Raw genomic sequence first — 19,542 nt, forward strand, 5'->3', positions numbered from 1 at the left:
GGACGGATCCGTCACGTCGATGTTCGACGGAGACGCGTAGCAACGCCGCCCGCCACGACTCCCGGGTCGACATGTGCAGGCAACGGGCCTTCTCCGTGGCGTCCGCAGCAGGGGATCGCTGATCCGGACGGAGAGCATCATCCTCAGTGGCCGCTCCGGCACGGTGCGCCGAGTCAAGGCGGAGTACCGCGCTGAGACGTGGGTGGAGCCCCCGTCCGGGCATGCGAGAACGGTCTCAGCGACCATGCGGCCGCACGTCCGGCGAGCAGGTCGACGTGGTCGGGACGAGCGCCGGAGTCACCGCGAGGACATCGGCATGCTTCAGCACCGACCGCCCGTTGGACGCTCAGCTGAGCGTCGCGGCCGTCTTGTCGGTCGGCGCGATGATCGAGGACGCCGCCGCCGAGAGCACGGCGCCGTCGCTGTCCGAGACGACGACGCAGTCGGCGAGGCTGAACGAGCGGCACAGCGAGATGACGTCGAACTTGCTGCTGTCCGCGAGGACGAAGGTCTCGCGACTGTGCGCTTGGACGATGCGCTTCTTGTTGGCCTCTCGGACGTCGAAGGTCGTGACGCCGGCCTGGGCGTGGATGCCGGTGACGCCGATGAAGGCGCGGTCGAAGTACAGCTCGTCGAGCTGGCGATCGGTCATGGTCCCGGCGACCGAGCCGATGTCGGGGAGGTAGTCGCCGCCGAGCGCGGTCACCGTGATCGCGGGGGGTGGGACGAGCGCGAGCACCTGGGTGTTCGAGGTGATCACGTGCGCCCGGACGTCCGTGAGGGCGAGCATGAACTCGGTGAGCGAAGTTCCCGAGTCCACGTAGATCGTGTCGCCGTCCACGACGAGAGACGCGGCGGCGCGCGCGATCGCCACCTTCTCGGCGTGATTGATGAGCGATTTCGCGGCAGCGGGGAGCTCGGCCCCTCGACCCTGGGCCCGGATCGCACCGCCGCGGAGGCTGACGACGCGACCCGCCTCCTCGAGCAGCCGGATGTCGCGGCGCACGGTGGAGGAGGAGGCCCCGGTCGCGGTGACCAGGTCCTCGATGAGGATCGAGTCACCCAGCGCGACGCGGTCCAGGATCAGCTGGTGCCTGGCGAAGGACTTCACTCTGCAGGGCCTCTCGTGTCGGCATGCTGGACTGGGCGCCGATCCCGCCGACCGTGAGCGAGGCGACCCGGGCGGCGGTGCGCGCTGCGTCGAACGGGCCGGAGCCGTCGACGATCGCGGCGGTGAACGCTCCGATGAACGAGTCCCCCGCGCCGGTGGTGTCGACGGCGAGCGTCGCGACCGCGGGGACGAACTCGACCTCCCGGCCCGCAGCAACATAGCAGCCGCGACTGCCGAGGGTGAGGACCACGTCGGCTCCCCAGGACCGGAGCTCCTGGACCGCCCCGCGCATGGCGTCGTCGTCGTGAGCGTCACCCAGGTCGCGCTCGAGGTAGGCGGCGGCCTCGTCCTCGTTGACGATGAGCCAGGCGCAGGAGCCGATGAATCCGCGGGGCACCGGTCGAGCCGGTGCCGCGTTGTAGAAGACGGGGACGCCGACCGACGCGGCCAGCTCCACCGCTCGGGCGTTCGCCGAGTCGGGGATCTCGTTCTGCAGGACGACCGCCGCGGCGCCGTCGAACGCCTCCCTGCTCGCTTCCACCCACGCCGCGTCGACCTCGCCGTTCGCCCCCTCGACGATCGTCGCGTGCACCTCGCCGTGCCCGACGACGTGGACGATCCCGAGTCCGGTCGGTGCAGCCGTCCGCAGGAGCCGGCAGGAGACGCCCGCCTGCTCGAGGTTCTCGGTGCAGCGACGGCCGTAGTCGTCCGTTCCGGCGGCGCCGACGAAGCGGACGGAGGCTCCCAGTCGAGCGGCCTGCACCGCCTGGTTCGCGCCCTTGCCACCGAAGTCGCCGCGGAGACCCGAGGCCACGAGCGTCTCGCCGCGCCGCGGCAGCCGCTGCTGGGTGACGATCAGGTCGTAGTTGATGCTGCCGACCACCAGGATGGCGTTCTCTGTCATAGAGGTCTCCTCTTCGCTGCCCACGACACTAGAGCGGCATGACAAAAATTGTCAAAGACGTCTCTCCTCCCCGCTTCCGAGCAACAGGTGTCGTACTTCGGCCTCGCAGGATGAAAGAAGTTGCATTTTCTTGACAACGAGTGTCATCCGTTTGTACGTTCGGCTCATGAAGTTCGCCACGCGCCTCAACTCGTTCATCAGCGGCGGAGACACCGCTGCCGCCCTCCGTCGCATCAGTGCGACCCGAGGCATCGACTACGTCGACCTCAACTACCCGGAGCACTTCACGGGTATCGGCTCCGATGCCATGAAGCCCCTGCTCGACGAGCTCGGACTCACCCTCAACAGCGTCGCCATGCGATTCCGGAAGGACTTCGTCCACGGGGAGTACAGCAACCGCGACGAGGCCGTCCGCCGCGAGGCGATCGAGCTGACGAAGGAGGGGATCGACGCCGCCGCCGCCGGAGGCAGCGACCTCGTCACCGTCTGGCTCGGGTACGACGGCTTCGACTACACCTTCCAGAAGGACTACGCGAAGGACCTCGGCCGCATCGTCGAGGCGTTCCAGGAGCTCGCCGACTACCGTCCGGACATCCGGATCAGCATCGAGTACAAGCCGTACGAGGAGCGCGTCCACTCCGTCATCCGCAGCGTCGGCCAGACGCTGCACATCCTGCAGCTCATCGACCGCCCCAACGTCGGGGCCACCCTCGACTTCGCGCACATGCTGATGGCCGGCGACGCACCCGGGTTCGGCGCCGCGCTCCTGCTCGCCGAGGACAAGCTGTGGGGCGTCCACCTCAACGACGGCAACAACGACCACGACGACGGACTGATGATCGGCTCGATCCACCCGTTCGAGACGATCGAGTTCCTCTACTACCTCCTGCGCCACGGCTACGACGGAGTGATCTACTTCGACACCTTCCCGATCCGCGAGGACGCGCAGGAGGAGGCCGAGACGAACCGGGCGACCGTCGAGCTGCTCCTCGCGAAGATCGAGGCGGTCGGAGTCGACCGCATCACCTCCGTCATCGAGAAGGCCGACGGCATCGCCTCGCAGCAGCTGCGCAACGAGCTGCTCGGCATCGCCGTCCCCGGCGCCGGCGCCTGACCGGACCCGGTCCGGTCGGAGGCCGACAGCCTCCGGCCGGGCCGCTGGTCCCGACGTCCCCCCGGACGCCCCCTTCACCCACTCGACATCCCGACCTCTCCCTCTTCGACACCCCGGCATGGTGCATGCCCGAACCACTAGGTGGAACACGCAATGGCGCGATCAAGAACAGTCTTCTCACTCTCCCTCGTGGCGGCGATCACCCTCGTCGCCCTCGTCGGAGGAGTCGTCGGTGGCCGAGCCACCGTCTCCCAGGCGGCCTCGAGCGGTGGAGGCAGCGGCGGAGCCGCCTCCGGAGTCGCCGTCGACGTCATCATCCGCGCCAGCGATTCCGCCTACTGGCAGACCCTCCTGGCCGGCTCCGAAGCCGCGGCGACCGACTACGGCATCGACGTCTCGTCGTTCGGGCCGACGTCGGAGACCGACATCGCCGGTCAGGTCCAGCTCGTCGAGAACTCCGTCAGCCGGGGCGTCGACGCGATCCTGATCGCGCCCAGCTCGAGCGAGGCGCTCAACGCGTCCATCGACGCCGCACGCGCGGCCGGCATCAAGGTGATCACCGCCGACACCCGTGTCACCGCCGAGATCGAGGGCCACATCGGCACCAACAACATCCAGGCCGGGACCGCCGCGGGCGAGCGGATGTGCGAGCTGCTCACCGCGCAGGGCACCACCACGGGCAAGGTCCTCGTCGAGGCGCCCATCGCCGGCATCGAGGCCAACCAGGACCGCGATGCGGGCTTCCGCGCCGGTCTCGCCCAGGGGTGCCCCGACATCGACTCGTCTCTGCAGAGCTACAACAACAACGACATCGGCACCGCCGCCGCGCAGGTCAACGACGCCATCTCGGCCAACCCCGACCTCGTCGGAGTCTTCGCCGACAACAACAGCTCCGGCGTCGGCGCCGCCACCGCGATCAAGGACAACGACGCCGCCGACCGCATCCCCGTCGTCGCCTTCGACTCCGACCCCGCGGAGAACGCCGCCCTCGCGGAGGGCACGATCGACGCCCTCGTCGTCCAGAACCCGTGGTTCCTCGGCTACCAGGGCGTCGTCGAGGCGGCCATGGCGACGCAGGGCCGCATCCCGCCCGCGAACCTCGACCCGGGCGTGGCCATCGCGGACCGCGACAACAGCGAGACCCCCGAGATCAAGGCGCTGCTGGAGCCGCAGACCGCGGAGGTGGACTGATGGCCGTCGTCGAGCCCGACGGCACTCCGGTCCTCCGCCTCACCGGAGTCTCGAAGGCCTACGGCCCGGTCCAGGCGCTCTCGGACGTCTCGCTCACGCTCGTGCCCGGTCAGGTGCACTGCCTGGCCGGTGAGAACGGCGCGGGCAAGTCGACGCTGATCAAGATCCTCACCGGCGCGCTCCACCGCGACTCCGGAGAGTTCGAGATCGAGGGACGGCCCCTCACCGCGGTCAGTCCCGCCGCGCTGCGGACCGCCGGAGTGCAGGCGGTCTACCAGGAGCTCAGCCTGCTGCCGCACCTGTCGGTCGGCGAGAACATGTTCATGGGCCGCCTTCCCGCCCGGTCCGGAGTGATCCGGGCCACCGCGCTGCACGACCGCTGCCGCGTGGTCCTGGACTCGCTGGGACTGACCGAGCTCGACCCCGATGTCGTCGTGGAGCGCCTCCCTGCGGCGACGAAGCAGTTGGTCGAGGTCGCGAAGGTCGTCACGGCCGACGCGGTGAAGGTCATCGTCTTCGACGAGCCGACGACCGCGCTCACCGAGGCGGAGTCGGCGCGGCTCCTCGACCAGATCCGCGTGTTCCGCGACCAGGGCGTGGCGATCCTCTACATCACCCACCGCCTCGAGGAGATGTTCGAGATCGGCGACTGGGTGACCGTCCTCCGCGACGGGGAGCTGTCGCAGAGCGGCCCGATGAGCGACTACACCGAGGCGGACCTCATCACCGCGATGGTCGGTCGCGAGGTGTCCTCGCTCTACCCGGACGAGGCCCGAGAGACGGGGGCCGCCCGGCTCGCCGTCCGAGGGCTCCGCCGCACGCCCGACGGCCCGGCCGTCGATCTCGAGGCGCGAGGGGGCGAGATCCTCGGGATCGGCGGTCTGCTCGGCTCGGGCCGCAGCGAGCTGCTGCTGAGCATCTTCGGCGCCGAGCCCCTGGCCGGCGGCGAGATCCGGATCGACGGCACGGCCGTGCAGCCGGACGATCCCCGCTCGATGATGACGGCCGGAGTCGCGCTCCTCACCGAGGACCGCAAGGTCCTCGGCCTCCTCCCCGAGCTGTCGATCCGTGAGAACGTGACGATCGCCAGCCTGCGGGCAGGATCCCGGAAGGGGCTCCTCCCCGGCAAGTCCCAGGCCGACGAGGCCGACGCGCTGCTCGACAGCCTCCGGCTGCGAGCGGGGTCCTACGACCAGCCGGTCTCGACCCTGTCCGGCGGCAACCAGCAGAAGGTCCTGCTCGCCCGCTGGCTGCTCACCAAGCCCAAGGTCATCATGTTCGACGAGCCGACCAAGGGCATCGACGTCGGAGCCAAGGGCGAGCTCTACGACGTGATCAACGAGCTCGCCCGGCAGGGCCTGGCGGTCATCGTCGTCTCCTCCTACCTCCCCGAGCTCCTCGGCCTCGCCGACCGGGTGCTCGTCCTGCGCGAGGGCGCCGTCGCCGGCGAGCTCGACGGCGGCGCCTCCGAGGAGGACGTGCTCCTCCTCGCCAGTGGCGGCGCCGGCGCGACGTCCGACCCGCTCCAGCGCACCGCACCCCTCCAGCACGACCCCTCCACAGACCCGGTCCTCCGACAGAACATCGAGGAAACACCCCATGCCTAGATTGATGTGGCGCGAACCCATCGAGACGACCACGATCCGCGTCGTGCGCAAGGACGATGCCGTCCCCGCCGCGCAGAACGGCCGGTCGTCGACCACCCTCAAGCCCCGGGTCGCGACCCTCGGCAGCATCGCCGGCCGCGAGAGCGGCGTGCTCATCGTCCTCCTCGTGGTCTTCGGGGCTCTGACCCTCGCGAGCGACGACTTCCTGACCGGGAACAACCTCGCGAACCTCGCGCGCCAGGTGTCGATCTTCGGCATCCTCGCGATCGGCCAGCTGATGGTGATCCTCACCGGGGGAATCGACCTCTCGGTCGGCTCCGTCCTCGGCCTCGCCGGAGCGGTGACCGCTCAGCTCCTGGTCGCCGGGGTCCCGATCCTCCCCGCCGTCCTTCTCGGCGCCCTCGTCGGCGCGGTCCTGGGCATCATCACCGGCCTGCTGGTCACGAGGTTCAAGCTCCCACCGTTCATCGCCACGCTCGGCATGCTCGGCATCGCCCGCGGAGTCGTGCTGGTCATCACCGACGCGAACACCATCCAGGGCCTGCCCGAGGACTTCCAGGCGATCGCCAACGGCTCCGTCGCAGGCGTGCCGAACCTGCTCATCCTGTTCGTGGTCATCGCCGCCGCGGCCGCGTTCGTGCTGAAGCGGACGGTCTTCGGACGCTACGTCTACGCGGTCGGATCCAACCCCGAGGCGGCGCGACTCGCCGGAGTCCCGGTCACGCTGGTCACGATCACGGTCTACGGCATCGCCGGCCTGCTCTCGGCCGTGGGCGGGGTCCTGCTCACCTCGAGGCTCGGCGCCGGAGTCCCGACCGCCGGCACCGGCTTCGAGCTGCAGGCCATCGCGGCGTGCGTCATCGGCGGGGCGAGCCTCGCCGGCGCCCGGGGCAGCGCGATCGGAGCCGCCTGCGGGGCGCTGCTCATCGGAGTCCTGAACAACGGCGGCAACCTGCTCGCGGTCAACTCCTTCTACCTGCAGATCGCCATCGGCCTCCTGATCCTGGTGGCCGTCGCCTTCGACCAGCTGAACACCCGCAACGCCGCGCGGGAGTGACCCGCGTCCGGGCCCGCGCCCGGCCTCACCCGAGGGACCGTCCCGGCAGCGCTCGCGCGTCGCCGGGGCGGTCCCTCTCCACGAGAACCGAGACAGAGAAGAGACCACCGTGCTCAAAGGGATCGACAGCGTCCTCACCGCCGAGATGCTCCACGTGCTCATGTCGATGGGCCACGGAGACGATCTCCTCGTCTGCGACGTGAACCATCCGGCCGCCAGCCTCGCCGCGCACACGACGCACGGCTCCGTCGTCGACCTGGCGGGCTGCGACCTCGAGCGGGCGATCACGGCGGTGCTCACCCTGATGCCGCTCGACACCTTCGTCCCCGAGCCCGTCCAGCGCATGACGGTCGTCGGCGACGAGGGCCGCCTGATGCCCGTGCACGAGCGCATCCAGCGCGTCGTCGACCGGGCGGAGGGACGCGCCGTCGGCATCGGCGCACTCGACCGCTTCGCGTTCTACGACGCCGGTCGTCGCGCCTTCGCCGTAGTCAGGACCTCCGACCCGGGGCCGTACGGCTGCTTCCTCCTGCGCATGGGGACGGTCTGAGCCGGGGAGCCGCTCCTGCGTGTGGAGGGCGGACTCCCGTGGCCCTGCCGCTGTCCGCGGGCTCCGCGCAGGCGGAGTCGCTCCGCGAGGGGACCCCGTCACCGGCGCGGAGCGGAGGATGGGACGTCCGGCGCCGGTGGCGGAGTGGGACGCACTGCCGGGTGCAGCGCGGGTGCAGGCGGGGCGCGTCCGGCCGCAGCCGCCGAAGAGCTCGATGACCTTCTCCCTCTCGGCCCGGGAGAGCAGCGACGGCAGCCCGACCGGCGACGCGCGCAGCCGGACGTCGCAGACGCGCTCGAGTCGGCGAGCGCGGTCGTCTACGCCTTCTGCAGGCGGTCGCCGTACGCGAGCGTCTCGTGGTGCTCGATGATGCAGGCCGAGCTGCCTTCGAGTGCGACGTGATGTTCCCGACGAGCTCGGGGGTGCCCGAGGTCGCGTACTTGGCGACCCGGACCGACCCGCCGGACTGGTGGTGCACCGCCGGTGAGTCCCTCCGGAGCAGGGAGACGGCGGTAGCGGCGGGAGACGTCCCCGGACGTTCCGACGACGAGGCGGCCGCGCACCATCCGCTGGGCCAGCGCCGCCACCTCGGCGCGCTCCGCCTCTCGTCGTTGCGATCGACTGCTGACGGCCGGCGATCGGGGCCTGCGGACGACGGAGACCCCGGTCCGCGCCCGATCGCCGCGCGGCATGTCGCCGAGGGGACGCGGACCGGGCGCTCCGGACGGTCGAGGGCCCGTTCCGCGCCCACTCGCGGGCCCGGCCTCAGCTCCGGAGCGTGAAGCTCGGCTTCTCGCCGAAGCGCGCCTGATAGGTGCTCGCGAAGCGCCCCAGGTTGCCGAAGCCCCACTCGCGCGCCACCGCGGCGACGGTCGTCGAGCAGGGGTCGCCGGCCACGAGGTCGGCGTGCGCGCGGTCCAGGCGCACGTCGCGCAGGTAGATCGACGGCGAGACTCCGAGGTGCCGCTGCGCGGCCTGCTGCAGGGTGCGGGTGTGCAGGCCGGCGGCGCGGGCGGCGTCGGCCGGGGTGATCGGATCGCGGGCGTGGTGCTGCAGGAAGTCCAGGGCCACGCGGGTCCGCGAGGCGGACGGGCGGCGGAGGATCTCGGGCACGTCCCACGCGCGCCACGGGAAGAGCGCCAGCAGCGCCCGGGCGAGGTTCAGCTCGGCGGTGAAGCGCACGAGCGGAGCGGTCGCCGCGGCGGCGAGCGCCGAGGTCGCCTCGGACACCGCGGTGCGCCAGCGCAGCAGCACACCCGGGTCGGGGTCGGCCTCGTGGTCGAAGGACACGGGCTGGCGCGGGCCGGCGTGCGACTCCGTCGCCACGTCCTCGAGGAAGCCCGGGGCGAAGTGGATCAGGTTCTGCCGGTGCGGCAGGAAGTCGAGGGCGAAGTGGCGCTCGGCGGGGAACAGGAACGGCGCCGACGCCGCTCCGGTCCGCGTGAAGGGGCGCAGGTCGAGCACTCCGCCGCCCGCGCGGAACCAGCCGACGACGTACTCGCGCAGGTGCGGCACCTCGCCCGTCAGCGCGCCCGCGCAGTCGGAGGTGCGCAGCGTGACCCGCTCGCTGCCCCGGAACGCGTAGCGGAAGGAGAACCCGCCCGCCCTCGGAGCGACGCGGAACCGGCCGCCGCCGTAGGCGTCGGCGTAGACGGCCGAAGCCGCATCGGGATCGACGCCCGTCACCTCGAAGCGCCGCTCGGCGCCTCCCGTCGCATCGGAGGAGGAGCCGAACGGACTGCCCGTCGTGAACGTCGACCCGCTCATGACGGCCGCCCGGGCCGGCCGAAGAGGGTGTGATGCCGCATGGAGGGACCTCGCTGTGTCGTTCGCCCGACGGCCCGGCCCCGGTCGGGGTCCGCGTGCGCGTCGGCTGCACTTGAGACGTGTTCGGGGGTCGTTTCGTCACGTTTCCGGCCCCTGAGAAGTCCCTCCACAGCGAGAGGCGGAGCCGGGGATGCGCCGAGCGGCCATCCTGATCGGGGAGGACCGCGGCGCCTGATAGGCATTCCGGGAGGGTGGCGGAACGACCCCGGGCGTGCCGGGGCGACGCCACCGCGCTCACGACGGCAGGAGGCGATCATCGACGACGACCCCCTCCTGCACGCCTCCGACGCCGTCCTCGCCGCCCGGGCAGTCGACGGCGATGTCGCGGCGTTCGAGCAGCTCGCCCGCCGGCACGGCGCACTGATGCGGGTCTACGCCGCCAAGCTCCTGGGCTCGGACATCGAATCCGACGACGTGGTGCAGGAGGCGTTCCTCACCGGGTGGCGCCGTCTGGCCGATCTCGACAGCCCCGCGCACATCCGCAACTGGCTGATGCGCATCGTGACCCACAAGGCGATCGACCGGATCCGGGTCCGCCGCCGCCACGACGACATCGACGACTGGGACCCGCCCGCTCCCGCCGAGCACTCCCCCGAGCGCATCGTCGAGGCCCGCCTCCAGCTGGACGCCGTCTGGGAGGCACTGGACCGATTGCCCGCCGATCAGCGACGCTGTTGGCTACTCCGCGAGACCGCCGGCTACAGCTACCAGGAGATCGCCGACGCTCTCGACCTCCCCGTCTCGACGGTCCGCGGCCTCCTCTCCCGGGCTCGACGATTCCTGCTCCACGAACTGGAGGCATGGCGATGAACCTCGACGACGCCGTGCCCGACGACGACCTCGACGGCCACACGCTGGACGAGCTCGGCGAGTACCTCGACCGCGGACGCACGCCCCTGGATCCCTCGATCGAGAACTCCGCCGCCTGCCGCCTCGCTCTGGCGAACCTCACCCGGCTGACCGAGCTGTCGGCCAGCGCCCTGCGCAGCCGGGCCGACCGCGAGCCCGACCGCGACGACGTCTGGATCGCGGGACTGCTCGACGCGATCCGCTCCGAGGTGCGCTCCGGCCGCGACGTGCCCATCCGCCACCCCGACCCCGGGCTGCGCCTGGCGCTCACCGAGGCGGCGGTGCGCGGCATGATCCGCCGGGCCGGCGACACGATGGGCGGCGTCATCATGGGGCGGTGCACCCTCGACGGCGACGTCGCGACGCCCGGCGCGCCGATCCGGGTCGACGTGACCTGCGCCCTCGAGTTCGGCCTCTCGGTCGACGAGGCGGCCGATCGGCTCCGCGACCGCATCCGCTACGCCCTCGAGCGCCACACCGAGCTCGTCGTGACGACGATCGACGTGACCGTCGACGACGTCTACCCCCGCAGGGAGGACCGACCGTGACCGACGACACCGCACTGTCGCAGCGCCTGACGGCGGCGATCCGCGAGGCGGAGGGCGTCGTCGGGGTGTATCCGGCGCAGCCGATCCTCGAGGCGGCCGCCGACGCCCTCGCCGTGAGGCTGGCGCTCCGGCAGCCCGACGTGCTCGTCGACATCGACCGGTCGGAGGGGTTCACCACCGTCAGCGCGCACATCGCCGCGTCGGCCGCACTGCCCGTCCCCGAGACGCTGCGGTCGGTCGGCGAGCTGCTGCGCGGGATCCTCGCGGAGGAGCCGGACGTGACGGGTCCGCTCGCGGTCACCGTGAAGGTGCGGCTCGTCGAGGACTCCGGCCGCGCCGAGGCCTAGGGCGCGGAAGACGCGAGACCGCGTCCAGCGGACCCCGGCCCGCTCAGAGCGGGAACCCGACTCCGGTCAGCCGCTCCGACGCGTCCCAGAGGCGAGCGGCGAGCGTCTCGTCGCGCGAGCGCCACGAGCGGCCGATCAGCTCCGCCCCTCCGCGCATGTGCAGGAACCGCTCCGGACCGGTGAAGGCACCCGGAGGCACGTCCCCGGTCGCCGCGAGCAGCACCGGCAGCGCACCCTCCTCCGGGCTCTGCGCGAGCAGCGCGGTGAGCCGACCGGCGATCCCGGTCGCGCCTCCGGTCATCCCCGTGGCGACGAATCCGGGATGCGCGGCGACCGCGAGGACCGGCGATCCGGCTGCCGTCAGCCTCCGCTGCAGCTCGGCCGTGAAGAGCAGGTCGGCCAGCTTCGAGGCGGCGTACGCGCGCGACTCGCGGTAGGGGGTGCGCTCCGTGTTCAGGTCGTCGAGGTCGATCCGTCCCATCCGCTCGGCCTGCGAGGCGAGCGAGACGACGCGGCCCCGGAGGTGCGGCAGGAGCAGGTTCGTCAGCGCGAAGGGGCCGAGGTGATTGGTGCCGAACTGCCGCTCGAAGCCGTCCGCGGTCGTCTCGCGCTGAGCGGTCGAGACGCCGGCGTTGTTGATCAGCACGTCGATCGGCCCGCTCCACTCGTCGGCGAGGCGGCGGATCGACGCGAGGTCGGCGAGGTCGAGGCGGCGGACGAGCGTGTCGCCGGAGATCGCCTCGGCGACCCGCTCCCCCTTCGCCGTGTCGCGGACCGCGAGGACGACGCGTGCACCGGCCGCGGTCAGGGCGCGGGCGGTGGCGAGGCCGATGCCGCTGGTGGCGCCGGTGACGAGGAACGTGCGGCCGGACTGGTCGGGGAGCGAGGAGGTCATAGGGGCGAGACTAGGCACTGTCTAGAATCTAGTCAATGCCTAGCAGTACGATCGTCGGGTGACCCCGCCCTTCCACCACGGCAACCTCCGCGCGGAGCTGCTCGAGCAGGCCGAGGCGCTGCTGCGCACCGACGGCGTCGACGCGCTGTCGCTCCGCGAGCTCGCCCGACGGGCCGGAGTCAGCCACGGCGCCCCGCGGAGCCACTTCGTCGACCGGCAGGCGCTGCTCGACGCCCTCGCGGTGCTCGGCTTCGAGCGGCTGACAGAGGCGGTGCACACGGCCGTCGAATCGCCCGGCGCGTTCCCGGAGCGGTTCCGCCGCGTCGGCCGCGCCCACCTCGCGTTCGCAGTCGAGCACGCCGCGCTGATGGAGCTGATGTTCCGCCTCGGCGCCACCGCGGGTCCGGTGCGCGACGCCTCGCTCCGGCTCTTCCAGGTGCTCGACGACGCCCTCACCGACGAGCCGTCGGGCGATCCCGGGGCTCGCGAGCGGTTCCAGCTCCTCTTCGCGGCGTCGGTGCAGGGCACGGCCGCGCTCGTGATCGCGCAGCGCGTCACCCCGGAGCAGGGCGGGGTGCTGATCGACGACGCGACCGACGCGATGCTCGGGTCGGAGCTGTGGGAGCGCGTGCGGGGCTGAGGACGTGCGAGTAGCGCTGAGGTGGGCGCGGAGTGACGCGGCCGACCACCCGCGGGCGCCGATCCGTGTGCGCCGAACCGTCGCTCCCGGTCGCCTCGTCCCGGTTCCGAGAGCCGTTCGCGCCGGGTCGATCGGCCGTGCGCGACGGATCAGGCGCGAGAGCCATCGGAGGCGCAGGCCGGACGGGTTCGGAGCAGGCGGACTCGGGAGAGACGGACTCGGAACAGACGGCCTCAGAACAGACGGACCGCGTCCGAGGGCTCGTCCTGGCCGCGCACGAGCACCGGGATCCTCTTGCGGAAGGCGAAGAACCCGCGCGACGCCGACGGCCACGCCGTGCCGTCCCAGCGACGGCGCACGGTGACGAGCGCGACTCCCTCCTCCGCGAGGGCGGAGCGGAGCGCGTCCAGTCGCTCGCGGACGGGACCGATCGGCGCGTACGGCACCACCACGGTGTCGAGCCGCTCCGAGCCCGCCCAGTCGAGGACCCCGGCGGGCGACGCGTCCGCCAGCACGCGCGCCTGCCGACCGCTCCCGTCGTGCGCGCGCTCCGCGGCGTCGGCGAGCGCCGCCGCGGTGAAGGCGTCCACGGCGTCCGACACCGCGAGAGGCGATCGCCCACCCGCGTCGCCGGCGGCGGCGACCGCCACGAGCCGCTCCGCCAGACCGGGCTGCTCGGCGAGGAGGCTCTCCGCCTCGAGGTCCTCCTCGTGCAGCAGGAGGCCGGGACGGGCGCCGACGGTCCCGACCACGTCGTCCGAGTCGATCTGCTCGCGGGGCGGGAAGGGCTCCTCGGAGAGCGCGGGGGCCGAGGCGGCGAGGCCCTCCGGGGAGAAGCGCCCCTCGGTGTACCGCGCGATGTTCGACGCGGTGGCCAGGTACGTCTTCCCCGGGGTCTGCAGGCCGGCGACCCACCTCCAGGACAGCGTGTTGGACGCGGCGTCGCCGTCGAGCAGGTGCCGGTAGAAGAAATCGGCGCCGAGCTGCCAGGGCAGCTCGAGGGTGAAGATCCAGATGCTCGCGAACCACATGCGCGTGTGATTGTGCAGGTAGCCGGTCTCGACGAGCTCGCGCACCCACGCGTCCATCGCGTCGATCCCGCTCCGCCCGCCGATCGCGTCGAGGTACCCCGACGGAGGGTCCCCCGCGGCGAGGTCGTCCACCTCCCGGCGGTAGCGGCGCCACACCTCCGGGTTCTGCTCGAGCCAGCCCTTCCAGTAGGTGCGCCAGAACACCTCCTGGACGAACTTCTCCGCCGCGGTCAGCCGGTGACGCCCGAGGACCGCCGCGACGACCTCCTTCTCGGTCACGAGCCTGTGGCGGAGGTACGGGGAGAGCCCGGAGACGTTCTGCCGGGACGGCCCGAGGTCGTGATTGCGCTCGCGCGCGTAGGCGGAGCCGGCGCGGGCGACGAACTCGTCGAGCGCCTCGAGACCGGCGGCTCGGGTCGGGATGAACATCGCCCCATCATCCGGTCCGTCCCGGTGCGGAGACTGACAGCGCTGGCCGCTGCGCACGCGGGTGGCCGCAGTGCCTCGCCGCCCTCCGCACTGCGCCCTCCGCCCTCCGCCAGAAATTGCGGGAAGCGCGAGCCGTCACCGCAACTTCTGGAGGAGGGCTCGCGCCGCGTGCACCGCAGGGACCCGACCCCACCGCAGGAAACCACCTCACCCACCCCCTAAGTTGGGGGCCGGGGCCGACGGAAGGAACCGCAGATGAGCATGGAAGGCGTGGCCTGGAGCTCGCTCTACAAGATCTCCCACGTGAGGGACGGCGCGCACGGCATCTCGCGGGCGTCCGTCCGCCGGATCCTGACGTTCGCGGTGCCCTACCGCCCCAAGCTGCTGGTCTTCATCGCCCTCTCGATCGCGGGAGCCTTCCTCGCGGTCGCGACGCCGGTGCTCGCCGGCCAGGTGGTCGACGTCATCGTCGCCCGGGGCGAGGTCGCCACGATCATCCGTCTCGCCGTCGTCATCGCCCTCGTGGCCCTGGCCGACGCCGCCGTGTCGCTCGTGACGCGCTGGTACTCGGCGCGGATCGGCGAAGGAGTGATCCTGGACCTCCGCACCGCCGTCTTCGACCACGTGCAGAAGATGCCGATCGCGTTCTTCACCCGCACCCGCACGGGCGCTCTCGTGAGCCGCCTCAACAACGACGTGATCGGCGCGCAGCAGGCGTTCAGCGGCACGCTGTCCGGCGTGGTCACGAACCTCGTGGCGCTCATCCTCACCCTGATCGTCATGCTCAGCACGTCCTGGCTCGTCACGGTCCTCGCCGTGATCATGCTCCCCGTCTTCCTGGTGCCCGCGCGCCGCATGGGCGGCCGCCTCGCCGCACTCCGCCGCGAGGCCGCCGACCACAACTCCGCCATGAGCACCCAGATGACCGAGCGGTTCTCGGCGCCCGGAGCCACGCTCGTCAAGCTGTTCGGCCGTCCCGACGAGGAGGCGGAGGAGTTCCGCGTCCGCGCCGCCCGCGTCCGCGACATCGGGGTCCGGACGGCGATGCTGCAGTTCGTCTTCGTCACCGCGCTGATGCTCGTCTCGGCCCTCGCCCTCGCGCTCGTGTACGGGCTCGGCGGCGTCCTCGCGCTCGGCGGGGGCCTGGACACCGGTGAGGTGGTCACCCTGGCGCTGCTGCTCACGCGCCTCTACGCACCGCTGACCAGCCTGGCGAACGCTCGGGTCGAGATCATGAGCGCGGTCGTCAGCTTCGAGCGCGTCTTCGAGGTGCTCGACCTCGAGCCGCTCATCCAGGAGAAGCCCGACGCCGTCCCCGTCCCCGAAGGGCCGGTGTCCGTCGAGTTCGACGACGTCCGCTTCGCCTACCCGTCGGCGGACAAGGTGTCCCTCGCCTCCCTCGAGGAGGTCTCCACGCTCGACACCCGCGGTGGGGAGGAGGTGCTGCACGGCGTCTCCTTCAGGATCGAGCCGGGGCAGACCGTCGCCCTCGTCGGCACGTCCGGCGCGGGGAAGTCCACGATCGCGCAGCTGCTCTCGCGCCTGTACGACGTCGACAGCGGCGCCGTGCGACTCGCCGGGACGGACGTCCGCGACGTCACGTTCGACTCGATGCGGCACACGCTGGGCATGGTGACGCAGGACGGCCACCTGTTCCACGAGACGATCCTCTCGAACCTGCGCCTGGCCCGGCCGGAGGCGTCCCTCGACGAGGTGTGGGACGCGGTCCGCCGCGCGCGGCTCGAGCCGCTCCTGCGCTCCCTGCCGGACCAGCTGGACACCGTGGTGGGAGAGCGCGGCTACCGTCTCTCCGGCGGCGAGCGCCAGCGCCTGACCATCGCGCGGCTCCTGCTCGCCCAGCCGCGCGTCGTCATCCTCGACGAGGCGACGGCGGCGCTGGACTCGACGTCGGAGGCCGCGGTGCAGGCGGCGCTCAGCGAGGCGCTCGAGGGACGGACGGCGATGGTCATCGCGCACCGCCTCTCCACCATCCGCAGCGCGGACCAGATCCTGGTGGTGGAGGACGGCTCGATCGTGGAGCGCGGCACGCACGAGGAGCTGCTGGCCGCGGGCGGGCGGTACGAGGAGCTGCACCGCACCCAGTTCGCGGTGCAGAAGAGGGCGGCTGCGGAGGCGGAGGCCTCGCTCGAGGTCTGACCGCCGCGGCCCCGACCGGCGCCGGCCGCGGACCTGACCGGCGCCGCCCTCAGCCCCGCAGTGCGTAGGTCAGCACCGCGTTGCCGGCACTCGTGATCGACGAGTCGCGCAGCTCCAGACGCGTCAGCGGATCGCTCGGCTCGAACAGCCGGCGTCCGGCCCCCGCGATCACCGGGTGGACCATCAGAGTCAGCTCGTCGAGGACCCCCGCGAAGAGCAGCTGCCGGGTGAGCGAGATGCTCGAGAACACCGAGATCCGGCCGCCCTCCGTCTGCTTCAGGCGGCGGAGGAACTCCACGGCGTCCCCCTCGATGAGGGTGGCGTTCCAGCCGAGGTCCCCGGAGAGGGTCGTCGACGCCACGAACTTCTCGATCGGGTTGATGAAGGCGGCGAACGGATCGTCGGCGGGCGCCGCCGGCCAGTACTGCGACCACTCCTCGAAGCCGGCCCGGCCCAGCACGGCGGTGTCGACCTCGTCGATCATCCCGCCCATCAGCGCTCCCAGCTCGGCGTCGAAGCTGTCGAACTGGAACAGGTTCGGCGACTCGACGACTCCGTCGACGGACGCGAACAGACCGGCGGTGAGCATGCGCATGGGAGGCCTTCCGGGGCTCGGACCGGGGCCGCTCGTGCGGTCCCGCGCTGAGCGTCCCGGGTGCGGGCGCCGCCGTCAAGAGGGCCGGCGGATCCGGGGCAGTGTCTCTCCGCATCCCCCGGCGGGCAAGGGGGCGCGGCGCTCGAGGAGCACGACGGACTCTGAGGGGACACCACGATCCTCTCGGAGGCAATGATGTTCTTCCACGTGCAGCGACTCATCAACGACATCGAGCAGGACGAGCCGGATCCCGCCGCCGCGAACGCGCTGCAGGAGGGGCTCGGCGGGCAGTTCGGCGAGATGCGCACCATGATGCAGTACCTCTTCCAGGCGATGAACTTCCGCGGCGCCGACGCGAAGCCGTACCGCGACCTGATCCAGGGCATCGGCACGGAGGAGATCAGCCACGTCGAGCTGATCGGCACCACCATCTCGCGCCTGCTCGACGGCTCCCCGCGCTACAACGGCAAGCCCACGGATCCGCTCGACACCCCGGGTGCCGGCGGCGCCACTCCACTGAACATCGCCCTCGACACGGGCAACATCCACCACTACCTCGTCGGAGCGCAGGGCGCGATGCCGGTCGATGCGGTCGGCAACCCGTGGAGCGGCAGCTACGTGTACAACTCGGGCAACCTCGTGCTCGACCTGCTCTACAACCTCATGCTCGAATCGACCGGGCGCCTGCAGAAGTGCCGCATCTACGAGATGACCGACAACAAGACGGCGCGGTCGACGATCGCCTACCTGATCGTGCGCGACCAGGCCCACGAGAACGGCTACGCCAAGGCGCTCGAGACGCTCGGCATCGACTGGAAGAAGACCCTGCCGATCCCGAAGACGAACGCCGAGAGGTTCCCCGAGGTCAAGAAGCTCATCGACCTGGGGCTGCAGAGCAAGCAGTACACGTTCGACCTCGAGGGAGCGTCGGAGGCGGGGAAGATCTTCCGCGGCGCCTCGCCCTCGAACGACGGCACGACCCTCGAGTCGAAGGAGCAGGCTCCGGAGGGGGTGCCCTCGGTCATCGCTTCGGAGCGCTTCGAGGAGTTCTCGCCGGGCCTGGACCCCGAGCTGCTGAAGCTCATCCAGTCGACCGCCGAGATGGAGCTCGACGAGATCAGCTCGTTCTACGGCCCGACCGGGAAGTAGTGCTGCCGATCCGTCGCGAACGGCCGCCCGGATCCCGCATCCGCAGCCGTTCGTGACGGATCGGCGGCCGCTCGGAGCGAACACGGGTTCCGGGCGGCCGCCGCAGCCGCTTCGCTGGGTCCGTGACACGGATGCTGGTGCTGGGCGGGACGGGGTGGCTGGGGCGCGGGATCGCGGAGGCCGCGGTGCGGCGCGGTCTGGAGGTCGTCTGCCTGGCGCGCGGCGCCTCCGGAGCGGTGCCCGAGGGCGCGCGGCTCGTCCGAGCCGATCGCACCGAGCCGGGCGCGTACGACGCGCTCGACGGCGACTGGGACGCGGTCGTCGAGCTGGCCACTGCTCCGCCGCTCGTCGCCGGCGCGCTCGACGCACTCGCGGAGCGGGCCGCCCACTGGACGCTCGTCTCCTCCGTGTCGGTCTACGAGCGGAACGACGAGCCCGGCGCCGACGAGACGGCGCGGCTCGTCACTCCGACCGACCCCGACGACTACGGCCACACGAAGGTGCTCGCAGAGCAGGCCTCGAGCGCCCGCCTCGCCGACCGCCTCCTGACGGTCCGACCGGGCCTCCTCGCAGGACCCGGCGATCCCAGCGACCGCTTCGGCTACTGGCCGGCGCGTCTGGCGCGGGGCGGCCGTGTGCTCGCGCCCGAGAGCGCCGGACGCCGGGTGCAGGTCGTCGACGTGACCGATCTCGCGGAGTGGATCGTCGCGTCGGCGGTCCGGGGGCGCACCGGAGTCGCGAACGCGGTCGGCCCGAGCACGCCCTTCGCCGAGTTCCTCGCCGCGGTGCGGCACGCGACCGGGTTCGCCGGCGAACTCGTGGAGGCGCCCGACGACCAGCTGCTGGAGCACGGCGTCCGCTACTGGGCGGGGCCGCGATCACTGCCGCTGTGGCTCCCGTCGTCGGATGCGGCGTTCGCGCAGCGGGCCGGTGCCGCCGACCTCGCTCCTCGCCCCCTCGCCGAGACGATCGAGCGGGTCCTGCAGGACGAGCTCGCGCGGGGAGTCGATCGGCCGCGCCGGTCGGGTCTCGCACTCGAGGAAGAGGCCGAGCTGCTCGCGGGGCTGGGGTGAGGCCCGTCGGCGTGACGCGCGGGATCCGGTCGGTCTCGAGGCGCCGCTCGACGCCGTCGCGCTCAGCCCGCGAGCGCGAAGCCCAGGATGCGGTCGTCGTCCGGCCCCGGATCGCCGCGGCCGTCGGTGTTGCTCGTCGCGACCCACAGGCGGCCGTCGGGCGCCTCGGCCACGTCGCGCAGGCGTCCGTACTCCCCCACCGCGTGGTCGCTCCACGTCGACGGATCCGCGACCGGGACCGCGCGCAGCACCTGCCCGCGCAGGTTCGCGAGGTACAGCGTGCCGTCGACCTCCGCCATGCCGCTCGGGCTGGCCTCGTCGGGGTTCCACTGCTGCACAGGGTCGACGAAGCGGTCGTCGCCCGCGACGCCCTCGACCGTCGGCCAGCCGTAGTCCTCGCCGGCGCGGATGACGTTGAGCTCGTCCCAGGTGTCCTGACCGAACTCAGTGGCGAAGAGCGTGCCGTCC

The 19,542-nt window shown here is 71.9% G+C and carries 19 protein-coding genes; 12 read left to right on the forward strand and 7 right to left on the reverse strand.

Going from position 1 to position 19,542, the window contains the following annotated elements; translation table 11 throughout:
- Window positions 1-346: 346 nt before the first annotated feature.
- Together IOC53_RS16760 and IOC53_RS16765 are read right to left on the reverse strand one after the other, a co-directional pair.
- The gene (locus tag IOC53_RS16760; protein WP_207407501.1) at window positions 347-1,111 is read right to left on the reverse strand and encodes a DeoR/GlpR family DNA-binding transcription regulator; all 765 of its coding nucleotides are present in this window, start codon (window positions 1,109-1,111) and stop codon (window positions 347-349) included.
- A complete protein-coding gene (locus IOC53_RS16765) occupies window positions 1,059-2,015 on the reverse strand; it encodes a ribokinase (protein ID WP_207407502.1) in 957 nt (318 codons plus the stop codon). Before IOC53_RS16765 ends, IOC53_RS16760 begins: the two co-directional genes overlap by 53 nt.
- A 166-nt stretch (window positions 2,016-2,181) precedes the next feature.
- On the opposite strand from IOC53_RS16765, the gene IOC53_RS16770 reads away from it, so the two are divergent.
- The 5 genes from IOC53_RS16770 (at window position 2,182) to IOC53_RS16790 (ending at window position 7,534) form a co-directional block, all read left to right on the forward strand.
- A complete protein-coding gene (locus tag IOC53_RS16770; protein WP_207407503.1) occupies window positions 2,182-3,129 on the forward strand; it encodes a sugar phosphate isomerase/epimerase in 948 nt (315 codons plus the stop codon).
- Between the two features lie 189 nt (window positions 3,130-3,318).
- Window positions 3,319-4,320: an ABC transporter substrate-binding protein gene (locus IOC53_RS16775; RefSeq protein ID WP_207407504.1), complete on the forward strand. Its 1,002-nt coding sequence runs from the start codon at window positions 3,319-3,321 to the stop codon at window positions 4,318-4,320.
- Window positions 4,320-5,927, forward strand: a complete 1,608-nt coding sequence (locus IOC53_RS16780) for a sugar ABC transporter ATP-binding protein (RefSeq protein ID WP_207407505.1) — start codon at window positions 4,320-4,322, stop codon at window positions 5,925-5,927. The genes IOC53_RS16775 and IOC53_RS16780 overlap by 1 nt, the downstream gene beginning before the upstream one ends.
- Window positions 5,920-6,984: an ABC transporter permease gene (locus tag IOC53_RS16785; RefSeq protein WP_207407507.1), complete on the forward strand. Its 1,065-nt coding sequence runs from the start codon at window positions 5,920-5,922 to the stop codon at window positions 6,982-6,984. Before IOC53_RS16780 ends, IOC53_RS16785 begins: the two co-directional genes overlap by 8 nt.
- A 109-nt stretch (window positions 6,985-7,093) precedes the next feature.
- The gene (locus tag IOC53_RS16790; RefSeq protein ID WP_207407508.1) at window positions 7,094-7,534 is read left to right on the forward strand and encodes an RbsD/FucU family protein; all 441 of its coding nucleotides are present in this window, start codon (window positions 7,094-7,096) and stop codon (window positions 7,532-7,534) included.
- Between the two features lie 765 nt (window positions 7,535-8,299).
- Here the strand turns inward: IOC53_RS16790 and IOC53_RS16795 are convergent.
- On the reverse strand, window positions 8,300-9,301 hold the full coding sequence (locus IOC53_RS16795; RefSeq protein ID WP_207407509.1) for a helix-turn-helix transcriptional regulator: 1,002 nt from the start codon (window positions 9,299-9,301) through the stop codon (window positions 8,300-8,302).
- Between the two features lie 423 nt (window positions 9,302-9,724).
- Between IOC53_RS16795 and IOC53_RS19080 the strand changes: the two genes are divergently transcribed.
- Genes IOC53_RS19080 through IOC53_RS16810 form a run of 3 tightly spaced genes read left to right on the forward strand, consistent with a single transcriptional unit; the run spans window position 9,725 to window position 11,105 of the window.
- Window positions 9,725-10,171, forward strand: coding sequence for an RNA polymerase sigma factor (locus tag IOC53_RS19080; protein ID WP_242683463.1), 447 nt, complete (start codon window positions 9,725-9,727; stop codon window positions 10,169-10,171).
- On the forward strand, window positions 10,168-10,758 hold the full coding sequence (locus tag IOC53_RS16805) for an Asp23/Gls24 family envelope stress response protein (RefSeq protein ID WP_207407511.1): 591 nt from the start codon (window positions 10,168-10,170) through the stop codon (window positions 10,756-10,758). The genes IOC53_RS19080 and IOC53_RS16805 overlap by 4 nt, the downstream gene beginning before the upstream one ends.
- Complete coding sequence (locus IOC53_RS16810) at window positions 10,755-11,105, forward strand: hypothetical protein (RefSeq protein ID WP_207407513.1); 351 nt, start codon at window positions 10,755-10,757, stop codon at window positions 11,103-11,105. Before IOC53_RS16805 ends, IOC53_RS16810 begins: the two co-directional genes overlap by 4 nt.
- A gap of 43 nt (window positions 11,106-11,148) precedes the next feature.
- Here the strand turns inward: IOC53_RS16810 and IOC53_RS16815 are convergent, their stop codons facing one another.
- Entirely contained in the window at window positions 11,149-12,000 is an 852-nt protein-coding gene (locus tag IOC53_RS16815) for an oxidoreductase (protein WP_207407515.1), read from the reverse strand.
- Between the two features lie 58 nt (window positions 12,001-12,058).
- Here IOC53_RS16815 and IOC53_RS16820 point away from each other — a divergent pair, with 58 nt between their 5' ends.
- The gene (locus IOC53_RS16820; RefSeq protein WP_207407517.1) at window positions 12,059-12,640 is read left to right on the forward strand and encodes a TetR/AcrR family transcriptional regulator; all 582 of its coding nucleotides are present in this window, start codon (window positions 12,059-12,061) and stop codon (window positions 12,638-12,640) included.
- Between the two features lie 233 nt (window positions 12,641-12,873).
- Here IOC53_RS16820 and IOC53_RS16825 read toward each other — a convergent pair whose 3' ends face one another.
- Window positions 12,874-14,100 (reverse strand): FAD-binding domain-containing protein, encoded by a 1,227-nt coding sequence (locus IOC53_RS16825; protein ID WP_207407519.1) that lies wholly within the window; start codon window positions 14,098-14,100, stop codon window positions 12,874-12,876.
- A 255-nt stretch (window positions 14,101-14,355) separates the two neighbouring features.
- Between IOC53_RS16825 and IOC53_RS16830 the strand changes: the two genes are divergently transcribed.
- Window positions 14,356-16,257: an ABC transporter ATP-binding protein gene (locus tag IOC53_RS16830; RefSeq protein WP_207407522.1), complete on the forward strand. Its 1,902-nt coding sequence runs from the start codon at window positions 14,356-14,358 to the stop codon at window positions 16,255-16,257.
- Window positions 16,258-16,306: 49 nt separating this feature from the next.
- Here the strand turns inward: IOC53_RS16830 and IOC53_RS16835 are convergent, their stop codons facing one another.
- Complete coding sequence (locus tag IOC53_RS16835) at window positions 16,307-16,852, reverse strand: dihydrofolate reductase family protein (protein WP_207407524.1); 546 nt, start codon at window positions 16,850-16,852, stop codon at window positions 16,307-16,309.
- Between the two features lie 195 nt (window positions 16,853-17,047).
- On the opposite strand from IOC53_RS16835, the gene IOC53_RS16840 reads away from it, so the two are divergent.
- Window positions 17,048-18,001: a manganese catalase family protein gene (locus IOC53_RS16840; RefSeq protein WP_207407527.1), complete on the forward strand. Its 954-nt coding sequence runs from the start codon at window positions 17,048-17,050 to the stop codon at window positions 17,999-18,001.
- A 131-nt stretch (window positions 18,002-18,132) separates the two neighbouring features.
- Window positions 18,133-19,074 carry an NAD-dependent epimerase/dehydratase family protein gene (locus tag IOC53_RS16845; protein WP_207407528.1) on the forward strand — a complete coding sequence of 314 codons (942 nt, stop codon included), beginning with the start codon at window positions 18,133-18,135 and terminating at the stop codon, window positions 19,072-19,074.
- A gap of 62 nt (window positions 19,075-19,136) precedes the next feature.
- Here the strand turns inward: IOC53_RS16845 and IOC53_RS16850 are convergent.
- Window positions 19,137-19,542: sorbosone dehydrogenase family protein (locus tag IOC53_RS16850; protein WP_207407526.1), on the reverse strand; the 406-nt coding region annotated here is incomplete at its 5' end.

It is taken from the genome of Rathayibacter sp. SD072 (genome assembly GCF_017355185.1).
Classification (GTDB): Bacteria; Actinomycetota; Actinomycetes; order Actinomycetales; family Microbacteriaceae; genus Rathayibacter.

Bases quoted from the DNA above. Each gene is read 5' to 3' on its own strand.
- IOC53_RS16805 (WP_207407511.1), top strand. From the start codon at position 10,168: ATGAACCTCGACGACGCCGTGCCCGACGACGACCTCGACGGCCACACG.
- IOC53_RS16815 (WP_207407515.1), bottom strand. From the start codon at position 12,000: ATGACCTCCTCGCTCCCCGACCAGTCCGGCCGCACGTTCCTCGTCACC.
- IOC53_RS19080 (WP_242683463.1), top strand. From the start codon at position 9,725: ATGCGGGTCTACGCCGCCAAGCTCCTGGGCTCGGACATCGAATCCGAC.
- IOC53_RS16825 (WP_207407519.1), bottom strand. From the start codon at position 14,100: ATGTTCATCCCGACCCGAGCCGCCGGTCTCGAGGCGCTCGACGAGTTC.
- IOC53_RS16765 (WP_207407502.1), bottom strand. From the start codon at position 2,015: ATGACAGAGAACGCCATCCTGGTGGTCGGCAGCATCAACTACGACCTG.
- IOC53_RS16835 (WP_207407524.1), bottom strand. From the start codon at position 16,852: ATGCGCATGCTCACCGCCGGTCTGTTCGCGTCCGTCGACGGAGTCGTC.
- IOC53_RS16830 (WP_207407522.1), top strand. From the start codon at position 14,356: ATGAGCATGGAAGGCGTGGCCTGGAGCTCGCTCTACAAGATCTCCCAC.
- IOC53_RS16785 (WP_207407507.1), top strand. From the start codon at position 5,920: ATGCCTAGATTGATGTGGCGCGAACCCATCGAGACGACCACGATCCGC.
- IOC53_RS16780 (WP_207407505.1), top strand. From the start codon at position 4,320: ATGGCCGTCGTCGAGCCCGACGGCACTCCGGTCCTCCGCCTCACCGGA.
- IOC53_RS16795 (WP_207407509.1), bottom strand. From the start codon at position 9,301: ATGAGCGGGTCGACGTTCACGACGGGCAGTCCGTTCGGCTCCTCCTCC.
- IOC53_RS16770 (WP_207407503.1), top strand. From the start codon at position 2,182: ATGAAGTTCGCCACGCGCCTCAACTCGTTCATCAGCGGCGGAGACACC.
- IOC53_RS16840 (WP_207407527.1), top strand. From the start codon at position 17,048: ATGTTCTTCCACGTGCAGCGACTCATCAACGACATCGAGCAGGACGAG.
- IOC53_RS16845 (WP_207407528.1), top strand. From the start codon at position 18,133: ATGCTGGTGCTGGGCGGGACGGGGTGGCTGGGGCGCGGGATCGCGGAG.